The organism is Pseudomonas sp. EYE_354, from assembly GCF_023148575.1.
Taxonomy (GTDB): Bacteria; Pseudomonadota; Gammaproteobacteria; order Pseudomonadales; family Pseudomonadaceae; genus Aquipseudomonas.
Map to the genome: position 1 here is coordinate 103,577 of NZ_JAHXNQ010000016.1, position 17,465 is coordinate 121,041.

Sequence of the window (17,465 nt, forward strand, 5' to 3'; positions counted from 1 at the left end):
AATTGGGCCCAGGGCCATTGCTGCACCCTGTGTATCATCCTGTCTCTTTTTCCCTTTGACCTTTCTCGCTCCGCTGAGCTGGCTGGACTACGTTTTTAAGCCACCTTCAGCGGTCAATGGAGTGACAGCCTATGCACGACACCCTCCAGCAGGTCTTTGGTTATCCACAGTTTCGTTTGGGTCAGGAGCAAACCGTCAGCGCAGTGCTGGCCGGCCGTTCGGCGGCCGCGATTTTCCCTACCGGGTCGGGCAAGTCCCTGTGTTATCAGCTGTCGGCCGTGCTGCTTCCGCACCTGACCGTGGTGGTATCGCCGTTGCTGGCACTGATGCAGGACCAGCTTGGTTTTTTGCAGCGCCATGGTATTTCGGCGGGCAGCATCGATTCGGCCCAGAGCCGTGACGAGGCCAATGACGTCATGACGCGGGCGCGCTCCGGTGAGTTGAAAATCCTGATGATTTCCGTGGAGCGTTTGAAAAATGAACGCTTTCGTAACTTCCTGCAAAGCGTGCAGATTTCCCTGCTGGTGGTCGATGAGGCGCACTGTATTTCCGAATGGGGCCACAACTTCCGTCCGGACTACCTGAAGCTGCCGGACTACCAGCGCCAGTTCAAGATCCCACAAGCCTTGCTGCTGACGGCTACAGCCACGCCCAAGGTGATTGCGGATATGCAGGCGAAGTTCGCCATTGCAGCGGACGATGTGGTAACCACCGGCTTTTACCGGCCCAACCTCAACTTGCTGGTCGAACCGGTGAGCGGTGCGGATAAGCGTCGTCGCCTGGTGCAGTGGATGAACGAGCGAGCCGATCAGCCGAGTATCGTCTACGTCACCCTGCAAAAAACCGCCGAGCAGATCGCCGAGCACCTGAACCGCAACGGTATCCAGGCCGAGGCTTATCACGCCGGTTTGCCCCACGATAAGCGCGAGGGCATCCAACAGAGATTTATGGGCGGGCGCTCCAATTGCATTGTCGCCACTATCGCGTTCGGTATGGGCATCGACAAGAGTGACATTCGCAATGTGGTGCACTTCGATCTGCCCAAATCCATCGAGAACTACAGCCAGGAAATCGGCCGTGCAGGGCGTGATGGTCAGCCCTCGGACTGCCTGGTGTTGGCCAACCGCGACAGCCTCAACGTGCTGGAAAATTTTGTGTACGGCGACACGCCCGAGCAGGACGGTATTCGCCGTGTGCTGGAGGATCTGCAGGCGGCGCGCAGCGATGGACAGTGGGAGTTTTTACTGAGGTCGTTGTCGGACCACAGCAATATCCGTGAACTGCCGCTCAAGACGCTGCTGGTGCAGTTGGAACTCAAAGGGGTGATCGCGCCGCGCTATGCGTTTTATGCCGAATACCGTTTCAAGTACCTGATCGAACCCGACGCTTTGCTGGCACGGTTCTCCGGGGAGCGGCAGCAGTTCGTCGCAGCGATCATTCAGGTGTGCAAGCGGGCGAAAACCTGGGCGACGGTGGACTTCGACGCGCTGTATCAACAGCACAATGCCGAGCGCGGTCGGGTCGTGAAGGCGCTGGATTATTTCCAGGAGCGAGGTCTGATCGAGCTGGAAAGCAAGCAAATGACCGAGGTCTACAGCCTGCTGGACACCGCGTTCGATCCACAGGTGTTGAGCGCCGAGTTATACACAGGCTTCAAGCAGCATGAAGTGACGGAAGTGGCGCGGATTCACGCCATGCTTGAGCTGTTCGCCACCGAGCATTGCCTGGGGCACAGATTGGCGCAGTATTTTGGTGATGAGAACGCGCCGCAGCGCTGTGGCCATTGTTCGGTGTGCCATGGCAACGTCGCGCATCTGCCAGCGCCGCCGGCCTTGCCGCCGCTTGTGGATAAAAACTTTATGGGACTGTGCGGTGATTTTATCCACAGGCATCATCAACACACCGGCCAACTGCCGAGTGCGGAACGCCTGACGCGCTTTCTGGGGGGCATCAGCGTACCGTTGTTTACCAAGTTGAAGGCGCGGGGCATTCCCGGTTTTGCAGCGCTGGAGGACTATCCATACGCCGAAGTGCGTGAGTGGGCCGAGGCTCACTTGAACACCCTGTAAACCCATTTTCCGCGAGATGTGCCCATGCCTGATTCAGTGCCACAACGCGCCGACTACGCTCACTTCCAGCCGATCATCACGCGCTGGCACGACAATGACGTATACGGTCACGTGAATAACGTTACCTATTACAGTTTTTTCGACACGGCAGTGAATACCTACCTGATCGAGCAGGGTGGGCTGGATATTCATGGCGGTGAGGTCGTGGGTTTTGTGGTGAGTTCGGCGTGCGATTACTTTGCGTCGGTCGCGTTCCCTGAGCGCATTGATATCGGCCTTCGGGTAGGCAAGTTGGGCAATAGCTCAGTGCAATACGAGTTGGCGGTATTCAAGGCAGGCGAAGAAGAGGCCTGCGCGGCGGGGCGCTTTGTGCATGTGTTTGTGGATCGGCAGACGAACCAGCCGGTGACGATTCCGGGGTTGTTGCGCGAGGCGTTGCAGCGGTTGGTGGTCTGACTCGATCCGACACACGCGGCATAAACCAAATGTGGGAGGGGTATGCCCCTCCCACATTGATGTGCCGTGTTTTTAAAGCTTACCGGTGACGGTAGTGATGTTTGTTCTTGCGGTGGCCATAGGCATGGCCGCGGCCTGGATGATCATCGCGGTCATAACGGCGGTAATCACGGCCACGATCACGACGGTCATCGTCATCGCTCTTGTTGCCCATGTAGTTGCCCAGCGCGCCACCGGCGCCACCACCGGCGGCCGAGCCGATCAGTGCACCGGTGCTGCCGCCGACACTGCGGCCCACGACGTTGCCGCCGGCTGCGCCGAGTGCGCCGCCTATGGCTGCTTCGCCGCGGCTGCGCTTGTCGGCGCCGACCGCACTGCCACCTGCGCCACCCAGGGCCGCACCGATCGTCGAACCGGTATTGCCGCCCAGCTGCTGGCCGACAACGGAACCTAGAACCCCGCCCAATGCGCCGCCTACACCGGCTTCGGTGGTGCCGCCGGCCATGGCTGCGCCACTGACCAGGCCAAGGGACAACAAGAGAATCGAGGAGAACTTCATTCAGGGAAACCTCAAGGGGATGACGGCGCGATCCTGAGGCTGTATTGACATTGTGACAATAGAAATCCGACCAGTAACACGAGTTGTACACAATTCTCTAAGTTACTGTTTTAACTACGGAACTTAAGTGTTTTTTGCGAGTCATTAGCTACTTCGGAACGGCCGCTTTTATGCAAAAGCGGCCTTTTTTGTGTCCGAACTGATCGATCAGGCCGAGCGCGCCATGATCAAGCCGCTCTCGCTCGCCGCTTCCAGGCGAATCGCGACAAATTTCGACGTTGGCGTATGGCTGCCATCGCCCGTGCTTTCCAGCGGCACCAGCGGATTCACCTCCGGGTAATAAGCCGCTGCCTGCCCCGCTGGAATATCAAACGCCAGCAAAGTGAAGCCCTTCACGCGGCGCTCACGGCCATCTTCCCACAGCGAAACGATGTCGGCTTTCTGCCCCGGCTTGAAGCCCAGGCGAATGATGTCCGCCTCATTGACGAACAACACGTCACGCTGGCCCTTGACCCCGCGATAGCGATCGTCCAGGCCATAAATGGTGGTGTTGTACTGATCGTGGGAGCGCATCGACTGCATGATCAGGTCCGGCACGCGACCGGTGGCGTGGGTGCGTTCGTGGATCAGGTCGGCAGGCAGGACGTTCGGGCGGAAGTTGGCGCGGCCCGATGGGGTGTTCCAGCGACGCGCGCCGGCCGAGTTGCCCAGGTAGAAACCGCCTGGGTGTTTGATGCGCTCGTTGAAGTCCTTGAAGCCTGGGATGGTGTCGGCGATCAGGTCGCGAATGCGCCCGTAGTCGGCGACCAGCCAGTTCCAGTCCACTGGTTTGCTGCCCAGGGTGGCGGCGGCAATGCCGGCGAGGATGGCCGGCTCGGATTTCATCAGCGGTGACAGCGGTTGCAGTTGGCCGTTGGAGCCGTGAACCATGCTGAATGAATCTTCCACCGTGACCGCTTGCGGGCCCTCGGCCTGGATGTCGATGTCGGTACGGCCCAGGCACGGCAAAATCAGCGCGTCTTTACCGTGCATCAGGTGGCTGCGGTTGAGCTTGGTGCTGATCTGCACGGTCAGGTCGCAATTGCGCAGCGCTTCGAAAGTGCGCGGGCTGTCCGGGGTGGCTTGAGCAAAGTTGCCGCCCAGGCCGATAAACACTTTGGAGCGACCTTCGAGCATGGCGTGGATCGCTTCGACCACGTTGTGGCCGTTGGTCCGCGGCACCTGGAACTGGAATCGCCGCTCCAGAGCGTCCAGGAACGCCACGGGTGGGCGTTCATTGATGCCCATGGTGCGGTCGCCTTGCACGTTGCTGTGGCCGCGCACCGGGCACAGGCCCGCGCCCGGACGGCCTATGTTGCCGCGCAGCAGCATCAGGTTGGCGATTTCCTGGATGGTCGGCACCGAGTGGCGATGCTGGGTGATGCCCATCGCCCAGCACATGATCACGTTCTTGCTTTTGGCGTACATGCGCGCGGCTTGCTCGATCTCCACCAGGGGCAGGCCGGACTGCGCGACGATTTCATCCCAGGAGGTGTCGTCGATTTTGGCCAGGTAATCGAGCACGTTTGCTGTGTGTTCATTGAGGAAGTCGTGGTCGAACACCGCTTCCTTGCCTTCGGCCTGGGCCTGGCGCTCCCACAACAGCAGGAACTTGGCCATGCCGCGCAGGATGGCCATGTCGCCGCCCAGGGCCGGACGGAAGTACGCCGTGTTGGTCGGCTTGTCGCCGTTGGTGAGCATTTCCAGCGGGTGTTGCGGGTGCTGGAAGCGTTCCAGGCCGCGCTCTTTCAGCGGGTTGATACACACCACCTGGGCGCCACGCTTGACCGCTTCGCGCAGCGGTTCGAGCATGCGCGGGTGGTTGGTGCCGGGGTTCTGGCCCCAGACGAAAATCGCATCGGCGTGTTCGAAATCGTCAAAGGTCACGGTGCCTTTACCGACGCCCACGCTTTGCGCCAGGGCCACGCCGCTGGCCTCGTGGCACATGTTCGAGCAATCCGGGAAGTTGTTGGTGCCGTAGGCGCGCACGAACAGTTGGTACAGGTAGGCCGCTTCGTTGCTGGCGCGGCCGGACGTATAGAACTCGGCCATGTCCGGGCTTGGCAGTGCATTGAGGTGCTTGCCGATCAACTCGTAGGCCGCGTCCCAACTGACCGGGGTGTAGCGGTCGGTTTCGGCGTCGTAGCGCATTGGCTCGGTCAGGCGGCCCTGGTATTCGAGCCAGTAATCGCTCTGTTCCAGCAACGCGGTGACGCTGTGCTTGGCGAAGAATGCAGCGTCCACGCGGCGCTTGGTCGCTTCCCAGTTCACGGCTTTGGCGCCGTTCTCGCAGAACTTGACCATGCCGCTTTCCGGCGAATCACCCCAGGCGCAGCCGGGGCAGTCGAAGCCGCCGTTCTGGTTGGTCTTGAGCATCATGCGCAGGTTTTTCAGCGCGTTGTCACTGGTCAGCCATGCCTGTGCGACGCTGATCAGCGCGCCCCAGCCGCCGGCCGCCCCTTTGTAAGGCTTGTAACGCGGGGTTGGGGTTTGGTCGGCTTGATGATGATTGCTCACGGCTGGTTCTCCATCGCAGGGCTGTAGACCCGCGGCGCACTTCGGTGCGGCAGGTGGATGAGATTGAGGTTATGTCGGCGGGCCCATTGCAGGGCCAGGCCGGTGGGCGACGACAGGCTGACCAGGGTCTGGATGCCCGCGCGCAGGACTTTCTGGATCAATTCAAGGCTGCAGCGGCTGGTGACAATTGCCAGGCCACCGTCGGTGGGGATCTTTTGGCGGATCAGCGCACCGATCAATTTATCCAGTGCGTTATGCCGGCCGATGTCTTCGCGACCCAGCAGTAATTCGCCTTGGCTGTTCATAAATACCGCCGCATGCACCGCACCGCTGTGCTGGCCCAGGGGCTGGAACGCGCTGATGCGCTGGCGCAGGCCGTCGAGCCACGCCGCAGGCGGCAATGGTGCGCCGGGCAGCACTTGCAGGTCGGGCAGGGCCTGTTCCACCGCCTCCACGCCGCACAGGCCGCAGCCGCTGGTACCGGCCAGTTGGCGGCGTTGCTGCTTGAGGTTCCAGAAGGCGCGGCTGGAAATCTGCACCTGAGCGTACTGGGTCGAGCCAGATCCGCTGAGTTTCAGATCATAAATGTCGCTGACGTCGGTGATGATGCCGCTGCCGATGCTGAAACCAACGATGAAGTCTTCCAGGTCCGTCGGCGTCACCAACATGACTGCCTGGCTGATGTCGTTGTAGGCAATCGCCAACGCCACCTCTTCCGCCAACGCAGTGCTGGCGACGTCCGTGTGTTCGAGATTGCAATACTGATAGCTCTGGCTGGCGGCGGGCGCTGGCGTTTCGAGAGCGGGCGCCGCGCAGACTGGGCGCTTGGCGTTCATGGGGCAGTCACCGACGGATTGATCAGTGTTTAGACTAGGCGCGACAAAGCGTCGCGTCTAATTGCCAGTACTGATCTGCCGATAGATGACGTCGATCAAGACTCTGTTTGCGATTTCTGATACAGCGCAAAACACGCCTCGGCCAGCGCCGAACGCGGCGCACTGCGCCGCATGATCAAGCCCAGGCGCGCCAGGGTGTGGGCGTCTTCGATCGGTTGCAGGCGCAGGTGCTCGGTGAGCGCGTCCAGGCCACCGTCAAGCGGCATCACCGCGCAACATAAACCGCCGTGCACGGCTTGTAACAACTGATGGACGGCGTCGGTTTGCAGCAACGGTTGCGGGGTGAGCCCACGGCTGTGGAAGTTGTGGTCGATGGACTGGCGAAAGTGCATGCCGCTGGTGAGCATGCCCAGGGGCAGTTCGATCAAGGCTTCCCAGCTCAATGGCGTGTCGCCAAAGCTGAAAAAACGTTGATCGTAGAGCAGGCCCATACGGGTTTCACCCAAGGCCAGCGAGTCGAAGCGTTCGTTGTCCAGACGCTCCAGGTAAGACACGCCCAGATCCAGGCGATTACTCGCCAACTGCTCAAGAATCTGCTCGGAGCTGAGGGCCGACAGCTCGAAGCGCAGGCTTGGGTGTTCTTTGTGCAACTGTTGCATCAGCGCCAAGGGATCGAAGCTCGACAGCGGCACCACGCCCAGGCGCAAGGTGCCCACCAGATTGCCGCGACACGCGGCCGCCTCGGCCTGCAAACCGTCATAGGCCGCCAGCACCGTGCGTGCCCAGGCCAGCACGCGCTCGCCGGGGGCCGTGAAACCCTCGAAACGCTGGCCGCGATTGACCAGCGGCAGGTCCAACTCTTCTTCAAGGCTGCGCAGGCGCATCGACAGCGTGGGCTGGGTGATATGGCAGCGCGCCGCGGCCTGGCCGAAGTGGCGGGTTTCGTCGAGGGCGATCAGGAATTTCAGCTGTTTGATGTCCATCTTCGCTCCAGGGCTTATTCCAATGGCGTGGAGATTCTAGCGCGTTTGGGTCTTTTGCCGGTCCGGAACCAGACTCCTTGAGACTGGTCTAGTCTTGGGCATCTGGAATTCAACTACCAAGGAGAGTGCACCATGAGTCTTTTTAGCTTTGTGAAGGAAGCCGGCGAGAAGTTGATCGATCTGTTGACGCCGGGTAATGCGAATGCGGGTGAGCAGTTGAAGGAACACGTAGCCAAGGTGGGTCTGGGGAGTCCGAATGTGCAGACCACTGTAGATGGCGACACGGTGACCGTGACCGGTGAAGTCGCCACCCAGGAAGAGAAAGAGAAGATTCTGCTGGCGCTGGGCAATATTGCCGGGGTGGCCAGCGTGGATGACCGGATCACCGTAACCGGCCCGGCCGTTGTCGCTGCCCGTTTCGTCGTGGTGAAAAAGGGCGACACCCTGAGCGCAATTTCCCTTGCGGTGTATGGCAACGCCAACCAGTACAACAAAATCTTCGAGGCCAACAAGCCGCTGTTGTCGCACCCGGACAAAATCTACCCAGGGCAGACGCTGCGTATTCCTGAGTAAAACGAAAAAATGCGGGAGCGGGCAAGCCCGCTCCTGCATGGCTTTTAGAGTCCGGTCATTAAATCTCGGTAATTGTCGACCGCCGCAAACTCCGCCGTATCCTTCGCCCCCTTCTTGCTGTCCGGCTCTTTCACGGCCAGCAGATGCCCCACACCAAAATCCCGCGCGCTGCGCAAAATCGGCAAGGTGTCGTCGATAAACAGGCTGCGCGACGGTTCAAAGCCCGTGTCGGCTTGCAAGGCATCCCAGAATTGCGGGTTTTCCTTGGCGAAACCGTAGTCGTGGGAACTGATCATACGTTCGAAGTACGGTGCCAGTTCGATGCGTTCCATCTTCAAGGACAGTGAGTCACGGTGGGCGTTGGTGATCAGAATCACGCGTTTACCGGCCTGTTTGATCGCCGCCAGGAAGGTATCGGCGTCCGGGCGCAAGGCGATCAAGTGCGCGGTTTCCAGCTTGAGTTCACGCACCGGGATCTTCAGCTCCGCACTCCAAAAATCCAGGCAATACCATTGCAACTGTCCGGCGTTACGCTCGAACAGTGGCAGCAGCTCCATCTCGGCCATGGCCCGGCTCACACCGTGCAGCTCGGCGTAACGCTGGGGCAGGTGTTCCATCCAGAAATGGTTGTCGTAGTGCAGGTCGAGCAGGGTGCCGTCCATGTCCAGCAGGACAGTATCGATGGCGTGCCAGGGCAAAGAGGGCATGGGGTGTTCTCATGTAAGTAAAGATATCCGACACAGACAATCGGAAAAGCCACGGTATAGTAACCCGATCACGCCAAGGAGCCGCTTATGCGCCAGAAACCCACCGTCCTCGCCCGCGAAATAGTCGCCAGTAGCCGTTTGTTCCGCGTGGAGGAAGTGCAATTGCGCTTTTCCAATGGCGTTGAACGGACCTACGAACGCCTCGTGGGGCGCGGTGCCGGTTACGGCGCGGTGATGATTGTGGCGATGGTGGACGAAGACCACGCGCTGCTGGTGGAAGAATATTGCGGCGGCACCGATGAATATGAGTTGTCCCTGCCCAAGGGCCTGATCGAGCCTGGCGAAGACGTGCTCGCGGCGGCAGATCGCGAACTCAAGGAAGAGGCCGGTTATGGCGCGCGGCAGTTGGAGCACATCACCGAGCTGTCGCTGTCCCCCGGTTATATGAGCCAGAAAATCCAGGTGGTGCTGGCCACCGACCTCTACGAAGAACGGCTGGAGGGCGATGAGCCCGAGCCGATGCGCGTGGAGAAGGTCAACCTGCGTGAGCTGTCGCAGTTGGCACAAAACGAACAATTCAGTGAGGGCCGTGCCCTGGCGGCGTTGTACCTGGTACGAGACCTGTTGATCCAGCGTGGAGCGTTCAGCGCATGAGTGAACTGTTTTTAGGCCACCCGTTTATCGCCCCCGTGATCGAGCTGGCTCGCCAGGCAGGCGACGTTATCCTGCCGTATTGGCGCGCCGATGTGGCCGTGACCTCCAAGGCGGACGATTCGCCAGTGACGGCAGCCGACCTGGCCGCTCACCATCTGATCCTGGCCGGCTTGACCGCGCTTGACCCGAGCATCCCGGTACTGTCCGAAGAAGACGCCGATATCGACCAGAGCGTGCGCGCCGGTTGGACGCGTTGGTGGTTGGTCGACCCGCTGGATGGCACCAAGGAATTTATTGCCGGCAGTGAAGAGTTCACCGTCAATATTGCCCTGATCGAACAAGGGCGCGTGGTGTTCGGCGTGGTGTCGATGCCTACCAGCGGTCGTTGCTATTTCGGCGGCGCAGGTCTGGGCGCGTGGCGCTCCGATGTAAACGAAGCGCCCAGGCAGATCCAGGTGCGCGAGGCGCCGGCGGCGGGTGAGGCGTTTACCGTGGTTGCCAGCCGTCGGCACAGCAGCCCCGAGCAGGAAAGCCTGTTGAGCGGTTTGAGCGCAGGGTTGGGCGAATTGAAGCTGGCGAACATCGGCAGTTCGCTGAAATTCTGCCTGTTGGCCGAAGGCAGCGCCGATTGCTACCCGCGCCTGGCTCCGACCTCGCAATGGGATACGGCTGCGGCCCAGGGTGTGCTGGAAGGTGCGGGGGGAGAGGTGCTGGAATTGAGCGGTGAGCCGTTCAGTTACCCGGCGCGGGCGTCGTTGTTGAACCCGTTCTTCCTGGCGTTGCCGGCTAAAGCGCCGTGGCGTGAACGCCTGTTGACCCTGGCCCGGTCCTGACCTCTCTAGCGATTCAATGTGGGAGCCGGCCAGTCGGCTCTCACACCTGGCCATGTGCCTGGGTTTTCAGCGGTGCAGCACATACTGGCCGGTAAATGTCACTGCCCGCTCATCGCGGCCCTCATTCACAATCCACGTCTCCAGCGCCAATCGCGCCCGCCCGTAGCGCCTGTACGTCGCCAGAAAACGCTTCCACACCTTCTCCTCCGGCGCCGCGCAAATGGCGGTTGCATCCTGTGTGACCGGCAGCGGATAACTGATCTGCCCCTCCTGAATCACGATATGCCCGTCCTCGATCCCTTCTTCGCGCAATTGCAGGTGCAGCCAGCCCCAGCCCGCCAGTACCGCACCACAGTAGAGACTGCCGCCGAACATGGTGCTCTTGTGGTTGATGTTGGCGTCCAGCGGCAGGTGCAGGCGCAACTGCCCGTTCTGCCAGTCGAGCACCTTGAGGCCCATGTCACGGGTCAGCGGGATGTCATGGTGGAGGATGGATTCCAGGTAACGGCTGTCGCGGCTCATGGGGGCCTCTGGGTGGGTGGGCGGGGTCATTCGTCGTCAGCGCTTTGATTGGCGAAGTTCAGGCCGTGCTTGCGCAGTTTGTCGTGCAAGGTCTTACGCGGCACGCCCAGAGCTTCGGCAAGACTGCGCATGGAACTGTGGGGGCGGGTCAGTTCGGCGGCGATCAGGCTTTTTTCGAATTGCTCGACTTGTTCACTCAAGCCGCCCGGTGTGGAGGTGAGCACGCTGCTGGTTGGGTTGTCCGGCGTGCTGTCCAGTGCCAGTTCCAGGCCCAGAGCAAAGCGCTCGGCGGCGTTCTGCAGTTCACGCACGTTGCCCGGCCAGCTATAACGCAACAACAAGGCGCGCTGGCCGGGCTGCAGCTCGTGCAGCGGCAAGCCGTGGCGGCTGCTGGCTTCGTCGGCGAAGTGCTGGAACAGCATCAACGCATCTTCGCCACGCTCGCGCAGCGGCGGAATGCGCAGCGGTGCAACGTTGAGGCGGTAATACAAGTCGGCGCGAAAACGGCCCTGATCGGCGGACTGGCGCAGGTCTTCCTTGGTGGCGGCAATGATGCGGATGTCCAGCGGGATCAACTGATTACCGCCCAGGCGCTCCACCACGCGCTCCTGCAACAGCCTTAGCAACTTGACCTGCACGTCCAGGCTCATGCTTTCGATTTCATCGAGGAACAGCGTGCCGCCGTTGGCGAACTCGAACTTGCCGATGCGCCGTTTCTGCGCGCCGGTAAACGCTCCGGGTTCGTGGCCGAACAGTTCGCTCTCCACCACCGATTCGGCCAAGGCACCCGCGTTGATCGCCACAAACGGGCCACTGCGGCGGCTCGACAGGTCGTGCAGGGCACGGGCGACCACCTCTTTGCCGGCCCCGGTTTCGCCAAGGATCAGAACATCGGCCTTGGTCGCCGCCAGGGCGCCGATCTGCTCGCGCAGGCGCAGCATTTGCGGCGAGTGCCCCACCAGGCGCGTACTCAGTTGCTGGCGGTCGCTGAGGGCCAGGCGCAGGCTGCGGTTGTCCAGTACCAGACGGCGCAAGGCCAGGGCGCGGCGCACGCTGTCGAGCAGCGAATCGCTGGCAAAGGGCTTTTCGAGGAAGTCATAGGCGCCGGCGCGCATGGCTTGCACTGCCAGCGGCACGTCGCCGTGGCCGGTGATCAGCAGCACCGGCAGGTCCGGGTCCTGGCCGTGGAGTTCGGCCAGCAGCTCCAGGCCGTCCATGCCGGGCATGCGGATATCACTGACGACCACGCCGGGCCAGTCCCGCGACAGACGCGCGGTGAGGCCGGTGGCTTCGCCCAGGGGTAGCACTTTCAGCCCGGCCAGGTCCAGGGTCTGGCACAGCGCCTGACGCAGGTGTGGATCGTCGTCGATCAACACCACCTGAATCTGGTTATCGATACTCATACACTGCGGTCCTCGGACGGTTGCAGACTGACGCCCGGCGAGCCGGCACGCAATTTCAAGGTTAACAGCGCGCCGCCTTCCTTGTGGTTGGCAAACAGCAGTTCGCCACCAAAGGCGCGCATCAGGGTGTCGCAGATCGCCAGGCCCAGCCCCAGGCCCTGGGTTCGGGTCTTGGTGGTGTAGAACGGCTCGCTGGCGCGGCCCAGTGCTTCCATGCAAAACCCCGGACCGTTGTCGCGAATGTACAGGTTGACGCCGTGTGCGGTGGTTTCGGCACTCAGCCAGAGTTTGCGCGGTGGGCCTTTTTCGGTCAGCGCATCGAGGGCGTTGGCCAGCAGGTTGCCCAGCACCTGGCGCAGACGGGTTTCGCCGGCCTGTACCCACAGGGTGGCTTCCGGCAGGTCGCGGATCAGCTCCACTTCCATCGACCGCCGGCGCTTGGCCAGCAACGCCAGGGCATCGTCCAGGGCCGGTTGCAGCGCCACGCTTTCCGGCGCATGCCGGTCGCGGCGGGCGAAGGCGCGCAGGTGGGCGATGATCGACGCCATGCGCCCGGTCAGCTCACTGATGAGCTTGAGATTGCCCCGCGCATCAGCGGTGCGTTCATGGTCGAGCAGGATCTCGGCGTTTTCCGCATAGCTACGAATCGCCGCGAGGGGCTGGTTGAGTTCGTGGCTGATACTGGCCGACATGGTGCCCAGCGCCGACAGTTTTCCGGCCTGTACCAAATCGTCCTGGGCGCGCACCAGCTCCTGCTGGGCGTGCTCGCGTTCCAGCACTTCCTGTTTCAGGCGCCGGTTGAGGCCCTCCAGGTCGCTGGTCCGTTCCACCACACGGGCTTCCAGTTCGCGGCGCGCCTTGGCTTCGAAGGCAATGCGGTCCAGGTAATGGCGGCGACGTTGCATCATCAGGCCCAGCAACAGCATCAACACCAACAGCGTGGCGCCACCCACGGCGACCACCGTGCGCACCGGACGGCTGATCAGCGAGCGCGGGGCGAGGATTTCGACGTTCCAGCCGGTCTCGGCGATGGCGGTCGATTGGCGCAGCCAGGCGCTACTGCTGAGGCTCAGCGGTTGCGGGTCGCGGGTCGGGTAGGGCTGGATCGCGATGATCGCCTGGCGTTCTTCGGCGGTCAGCGGCCGGGTGGCGCGGAACCGCCATTGCGGGCGCGACGTGAGGATCACCACGCCGTTGTGGTCGGTCACCAGCAGTTGTTCGGGGGTGTTGCCCCACAGGCTTTCGGTGTGGTCCAGGTCGACCTTGACCACCAGCACGCCGATGATTTTATCGCCGTCGCGCACGGCGGCAGCAAAGAAGTAACCGCGTTTGGCCGACGTGGTGCCCAGGCCGAAAAAGCGTCCCAGGTGCCCGGCCATGGCTTCGCTGAAATACGGACGGAACGAGAAATTGCGTCCGACAAAGCTGTCCTGTTTATCCCAGTTCGAGGCGGCGAGGGTTTTGCCGGTGGTGTCCATCAGGTACATCACCTCCACCCCGGCCTGGGCGGCAACGTCCTTGAGCAACTGGTTGGCGTTAGTCAGGTTGGTGCTGACGTGGGGCGCATCCAGCGCAGTGCGCAGGGCAGGCAAGTCACCGAGGATCTGCGGCAGCACTTCATAGCGGTGCAGCGTGCCCAGCAGGTTGGCCACGTACAGATCGAGGGTCTGGCGGTTCTGCCCGGCCAGCTCGCTGCGGTAGTAGCGCTCGGCCAAATGCTCCAGCGGCCACAGCAGCGGTGCCAGGCACAACGCCAAGAGGGCGAGGCTGCGCCAGCGGGGTCTTCGCGGGAGGGATGGAGTCATGGGAGTCGTGCGCCTGTGGGAACAGACGCATTATGCCTAGTGCCGCTCGGCAAGACACTCGCGCAATGCGTCCTGCCACGGCGGTTGGCTGACCTGCCATTGCTGTTGCAGGCGGCTGCAATCGAGGCGCGAGTTCAACGGGCGCCTGGCCGGAGTGGGGTAGGCACTGGAGGGGATCGCTTCGAGTTCAGCGCAAGCCTTGCCATCGGCGCGCAAATGCTCGGCAATCGCCTGGGCGAAACCAAACCACGAGGTTTCACCTCGGGCGGTCAGGTGATAGACGCCCCATTCCCCCGGCTTGCCGGCTTGCCAGCGTTCGATCAACGCGTGGGTGCTGCGGGCAATGGTCCCGGCCCAGGTCGGCGCGCCGATCTGGTCGGCGACGATGCGCAGGTGTGGCTTTTCCTGCAGCAGGCGCTCCAGGGTCAGCAGGAAATTCTTGCCGTGATTGGAATACACCCAACTGGTGCGCAGGATCAGGTACGCGCCGCCCACCGCCGCAATCGCGCGCTCGCCGGCCAGCTTGCTCCTGCCGTAAACGCCCAGCGGGTCGGGCATGTCAGCTTCGGTGTAGGGCGCAGGCTTGCTGCCGTCGAATATGTAATCGGTGGAGTAATGGATCAGCGGGATACCCAGCGCCTTGGCCTCTTCAGCCAGCACGCCGGGGGCGATGGCGTTGATGGCGAAGGCGGCGTCCGGTTCGCTTTCGGCGAGATCGACCGCCGTGTGGGCGGCGGCGTTGATGATCAGGTTCGGGTGGTGGGTGCGTATTTGCCTGCGGATGTGCTCGGGGTTGGCCAGGTTCAGTTGGTCGCGCCCCAGGATGATCAATTCGCCGAGGCCATGAAGCTGCTGCTGCAGCGCGCGGGAGACTTGGCCGTGTTGGCCGGTGATGAGGATTTTCATGGGAACACGTCGGCGTCCATCAGGCGTTTACCGGCCTGGTCCTTGGCGGACAGCTGTGGCGCCTCGGTTAGTTCCCAGTCGATCGCCAGCGTTGGGTCATTCCACACAATGCTGCGTTCGGCGCTCGGCTGGTAGTAATCGGTGGTTTTGTAAAGGCACTCGGCAACGTCGCTTAACACCACAAACCCATGGGCAAAACCTTCAGGCACCCACAATTGGCGTTTGTTCTGCTGCGACAGGCGCACGCTCACCCATTGACCAAAGTTCGGCGAACTGCGGCGGATATCAACGGCCACATCCATCACTTCACCGGCGATGACCCGCACCAGTTTGCCCTGGGTGTGTTCAAGCTGGTAGTGCAGACCCCGCAGCACGCCTTTTTGCGAGCGTGAATGGTTGTCCTGCACGAAATCGCGCTTGAGCCCGGTGGCGTTTTCAAACGCACGGGCGTTGAAACTTTCGTAGAAAAAACCACGCTCGTCGCCGAACACCTGGGGTTCGAGGATCAGTACGCCGGGAAGCCTGGTTTCAACGACGTTCACTGGCTGTCTCCCGCCAGGGCGTACAGGTATTGGCCGTAGCCGGTCTTGCCGAAGTATTTGGCGCGTTCGAGCAGGTGGGGGCGGTCGATCCAGCCGTTTGCGTAAGCGATTTCTTCGAGGCACGCCACTTTCAGGCCCTGGCGGCGCTCGATGGTTTGGACGTACTGCGATGCATCCAGCAAGCTGTCGTGGGTGCCGGTATCCAGCCAGGCGAACCCTCGGCCGAAACGCTCAACCTGTAGATCTCCGCGCTGCAGGTAAGCGTTGTTGACGTCGGTGATTTCCAGTTCGCCTCTGGCTGAAGGTTTGATGGTCTTGGCGATGCGGATCACGTCGTTATCGTAGAAATACAGACCGGTGACGGCATAGCTGGATTTGGGGACCGCCGGTTTTTCTTCAATCGACAGGGCACGGCCTTCGCTGTCGAAGTTGATCACACCAAAACGCTCCGGGTCTTTGACCCAATAGCCAAATACGGTGGCGCCTTTGCCGCGGGCGACCGCCGCGTGCAACTGCTCACTGAAACGCTGACCGTGGAAAATGTTGTCGCCCAATATCAGGCACACGGAATCGTCGCCAATAAATTGCTCACCAATCAGAAAGGCTTGGGCCAGCCCGTCTGGCGTTGGCTGCTCGGCGTAGCTGAATGTGACGCCAAACTGGCTGCCGTCGCCCAGCAGGTTGCGGTATTGCGGTAAATCCGTCGGTGTGGATATCACCAGAATCTCTTTGATCCCCCCCAGCATCAGCACCGAGATCGGGTAGTAGATCATCGGTTTGTCGTATACCGGCAGCAGCTGCTTGGATACACCCAGCGTGATGGGGTGCAGGCGTGTGCCCGAACCGCCGGCCATTACGATTCCTTTCATCATGCGATCAGATCCCTCATGTCGGTGTTGCCCAATCGTTGACCCTGATAACTGCCGTCCTGGACCCTGCGGCACCAGTCCAGGTTAGCGAGGTACCACTGCACGGTTTTGCGCAATCCGCTTTCGAAGCTCTCTTCGGGCACCCAGCCCAGCTCGCGTTGGATTTTACCGGCGTCGATGGCATAGCGTTGATCGTGGCCCGGGCGGTCTTTAACGAAGGTGATCAGGTCGGCGTATTTTTCCACACCGGCCGGATGTTGCGGCGCCAGCTCCTCCAGCAGGGTGCAGATGCTGCGCACTACGTCGATGTTTTTCTGTTCGTTGTGGCCGCCGATGTTGTAGGTCTCGCCGACCACGCCTTGTGTCACCACCTTGAGCAGCGCTCGTGCGTGGTCTTCCACAAACAACCAGTCGCGCACTTGCAAGCCATCGCCATAGACCGGCAATGGCTTGCCCGCGAGGGCATTGAGGATCATCAGCGGGATCAACTTCTCTGGAAAGTGGAACGGGCCGTAATTATTGGAGCAGTTGGTCAGCAGCACGGGCAAGCCATAGGTGCGCTGCCAGGCACGCACCAAGTGGTCGGACGCTGCTTTGCTGGCAGAGTAGGGCGAGCTGGGTGCATAGGGGGTGGTTTCGGTGAACAGATCGTCCACGCCATGCAGGTCGCCGTACACTTCGTCGGTGGAAATATGGTGGAAACGGAACGCGGTTTTGTCCGGCTCGGCAAGCGTTTGCCAATAGCCACGGGCGGCCTCCAACAAACTATAAGTACCGACGATATTGGTCTGGATAAAGTCCGACGGACCATCAATCGAACGGTCGACGTGGGACTCGGCGGCCAGGTGCATGATCGCGTGGGGCTCGAAGCGCGCCAGCACCGCGCTGACGCGGGCCTGGTCGACGATATCGGCCTGGACAAACTCATAGCGGCTGTTTGACGCGATGCCTGTCAGCGACTCCAGGTTGCCGGCGTAAGTGAGTTTGTCGAGGTTGAGCACTTCGTGTTCGGTGTGTTGAATCAGGTGACGGATCAACGCAGAACCGATAAAACCGGCGCCACCGGTGATGAGAATGCGCATGTCGGAGGGCCTTTTCCTTAGACGGACATCAAGCGAATGGAGCATAGCTTGAGTTGTGAAACCGGGCGGCGCAAGAGCGGAGTAGGTGGGGGTTGCTTAACCCCCGCAAA

At 61.4% G+C, this 17,465-nt stretch carries 17 protein-coding genes; 5 read left to right on the forward strand and 12 right to left on the reverse strand.

Features of this window, described 5'->3' with window-relative positions; genetic code table 11:
• The first annotated feature begins 131 nt into the window (after nucleotides 1-131).
• Nucleotides 132-2,069 (forward strand): RecQ family ATP-dependent DNA helicase, encoded by a 1,938-nt coding sequence (locus KZX66_RS21140; protein WP_248083091.1) that lies wholly within the window; start codon nucleotides 132-134, stop codon nucleotides 2,067-2,069.
• Nucleotides 2,070-2,093: 24 nt separating this feature from the next.
• The gene (locus KZX66_RS21145) at nucleotides 2,094-2,525 is read left to right on the forward strand and encodes a thioesterase family protein (RefSeq protein ID WP_248083093.1); all 432 of its coding nucleotides are present in this window, start codon (nucleotides 2,094-2,096) and stop codon (nucleotides 2,523-2,525) included.
• Nucleotides 2,526-2,604: 79 nt separating this feature from the next.
• On the opposite strand, the gene KZX66_RS21150 is transcribed toward KZX66_RS21145, so the two are convergent.
• From KZX66_RS21150 to KZX66_RS21165, 4 genes are all read right to left on the reverse strand, one after another.
• Nucleotides 2,605-3,084, reverse strand: a complete 480-nt coding sequence (locus KZX66_RS21150) for a glycine zipper domain-containing protein (RefSeq protein ID WP_099584415.1) — start codon at nucleotides 3,082-3,084, stop codon at nucleotides 2,605-2,607.
• 207 nt (nucleotides 3,085-3,291) lie between these two features.
• On the reverse strand, nucleotides 3,292-5,640 hold the full coding sequence (locus KZX66_RS21155) for an FdhF/YdeP family oxidoreductase (RefSeq protein ID WP_248083098.1): 2,349 nt from the start codon (nucleotides 5,638-5,640) through the stop codon (nucleotides 3,292-3,294).
• Nucleotides 5,637-6,476 carry a formate dehydrogenase accessory sulfurtransferase FdhD gene (gene fdhD, locus KZX66_RS21160; RefSeq protein WP_248083100.1) on the reverse strand — a complete coding sequence of 280 codons (840 nt, stop codon included), beginning with the start codon at nucleotides 6,474-6,476 and terminating at the stop codon, nucleotides 5,637-5,639. Before fdhD ends, KZX66_RS21155 begins: the two co-directional genes overlap by 4 nt.
• A 95-nt stretch (nucleotides 6,477-6,571) precedes the next feature.
• Nucleotides 6,572-7,459, reverse strand: coding sequence for a LysR family transcriptional regulator (locus KZX66_RS21165; protein ID WP_248083102.1), 888 nt, complete (start codon nucleotides 7,457-7,459; stop codon nucleotides 6,572-6,574).
• A 132-nt stretch (nucleotides 7,460-7,591) separates the two neighbouring features.
• On the opposite strand from KZX66_RS21165, the gene lysM reads away from it, so the two are divergent.
• The gene (gene lysM, locus KZX66_RS21170) at nucleotides 7,592-8,032 is read left to right on the forward strand and encodes a peptidoglycan-binding protein LysM (RefSeq protein ID WP_248083103.1); all 441 of its coding nucleotides are present in this window, start codon (nucleotides 7,592-7,594) and stop codon (nucleotides 8,030-8,032) included.
• Between the two features lie 44 nt (nucleotides 8,033-8,076).
• Here the strand turns inward: lysM and yrfG are convergent, their stop codons facing one another.
• Nucleotides 8,077-8,739 (reverse strand): GMP/IMP nucleotidase, encoded by a 663-nt coding sequence (gene yrfG / locus KZX66_RS21175; RefSeq protein WP_248083111.1) that lies wholly within the window; start codon nucleotides 8,737-8,739, stop codon nucleotides 8,077-8,079.
• A gap of 87 nt (nucleotides 8,740-8,826) precedes the next feature.
• On the opposite strand from yrfG, the gene nudE reads away from it, so the two are divergent.
• Together nudE and cysQ are read left to right on the forward strand one after the other, a co-directional pair.
• Entirely contained in the window at nucleotides 8,827-9,393 is a 567-nt protein-coding gene (gene nudE, locus KZX66_RS21180) for an ADP compounds hydrolase NudE (RefSeq protein WP_248083113.1), read from the forward strand.
• Nucleotides 9,390-10,226, forward strand: a complete 837-nt coding sequence (gene cysQ, locus KZX66_RS21185) for a 3'(2'),5'-bisphosphate nucleotidase CysQ (RefSeq protein WP_248083115.1) — start codon at nucleotides 9,390-9,392, stop codon at nucleotides 10,224-10,226. Before nudE ends, cysQ begins: the two co-directional genes overlap by 4 nt.
• 66 nt (nucleotides 10,227-10,292) lie before the next feature.
• On the opposite strand, the gene KZX66_RS21190 is transcribed toward cysQ, so the two are convergent.
• Genes KZX66_RS21190 through rfbB form a run of 7 tightly spaced genes read right to left on the reverse strand, consistent with a single transcriptional unit; the run spans nucleotide 10,293 to nucleotide 17,355 of the window.
• Nucleotides 10,293-10,748, reverse strand: a complete 456-nt coding sequence (locus tag KZX66_RS21190) for a YiiD C-terminal domain-containing protein (protein WP_248083117.1) — start codon at nucleotides 10,746-10,748, stop codon at nucleotides 10,293-10,295.
• Nucleotides 10,749-10,774: 26 nt separating this feature from the next.
• Nucleotides 10,775-12,151, reverse strand: coding sequence for a sigma-54 dependent transcriptional regulator (locus KZX66_RS21195; protein WP_248083119.1), 1,377 nt, complete (start codon nucleotides 12,149-12,151; stop codon nucleotides 10,775-10,777).
• A complete protein-coding gene (locus KZX66_RS21200) occupies nucleotides 12,148-13,956 on the reverse strand; it encodes an ATP-binding protein (RefSeq protein WP_248083121.1) in 1,809 nt (602 codons plus the stop codon). Before KZX66_RS21200 ends, KZX66_RS21195 begins: the two co-directional genes overlap by 4 nt.
• A 36-nt stretch (nucleotides 13,957-13,992) precedes the next feature.
• Nucleotides 13,993-14,862: a dTDP-4-dehydrorhamnose reductase gene (rfbD, locus tag KZX66_RS21205; RefSeq protein ID WP_248083123.1), complete on the reverse strand. Its 870-nt coding sequence runs from the start codon at nucleotides 14,860-14,862 to the stop codon at nucleotides 13,993-13,995.
• Nucleotides 14,859-15,404, reverse strand: a complete 546-nt coding sequence (gene rfbC / locus KZX66_RS21210) for a dTDP-4-dehydrorhamnose 3,5-epimerase (RefSeq protein WP_248083125.1) — start codon at nucleotides 15,402-15,404, stop codon at nucleotides 14,859-14,861. Before rfbC ends, rfbD begins: the two co-directional genes overlap by 4 nt.
• A complete protein-coding gene (rfbA, locus tag KZX66_RS21215; protein ID WP_248083127.1) occupies nucleotides 15,401-16,276 on the reverse strand; it encodes a glucose-1-phosphate thymidylyltransferase RfbA in 876 nt (291 codons plus the stop codon). Before rfbA ends, rfbC begins: the two co-directional genes overlap by 4 nt.
• Nucleotides 16,273-17,355: a dTDP-glucose 4,6-dehydratase gene (gene rfbB / locus KZX66_RS21220; RefSeq protein ID WP_248083129.1), complete on the reverse strand. Its 1,083-nt coding sequence runs from the start codon at nucleotides 17,353-17,355 to the stop codon at nucleotides 16,273-16,275. The genes rfbA and rfbB overlap by 4 nt, the downstream gene beginning before the upstream one ends.
• Nucleotides 17,356-17,465: the final 110 nt, after the last annotated feature.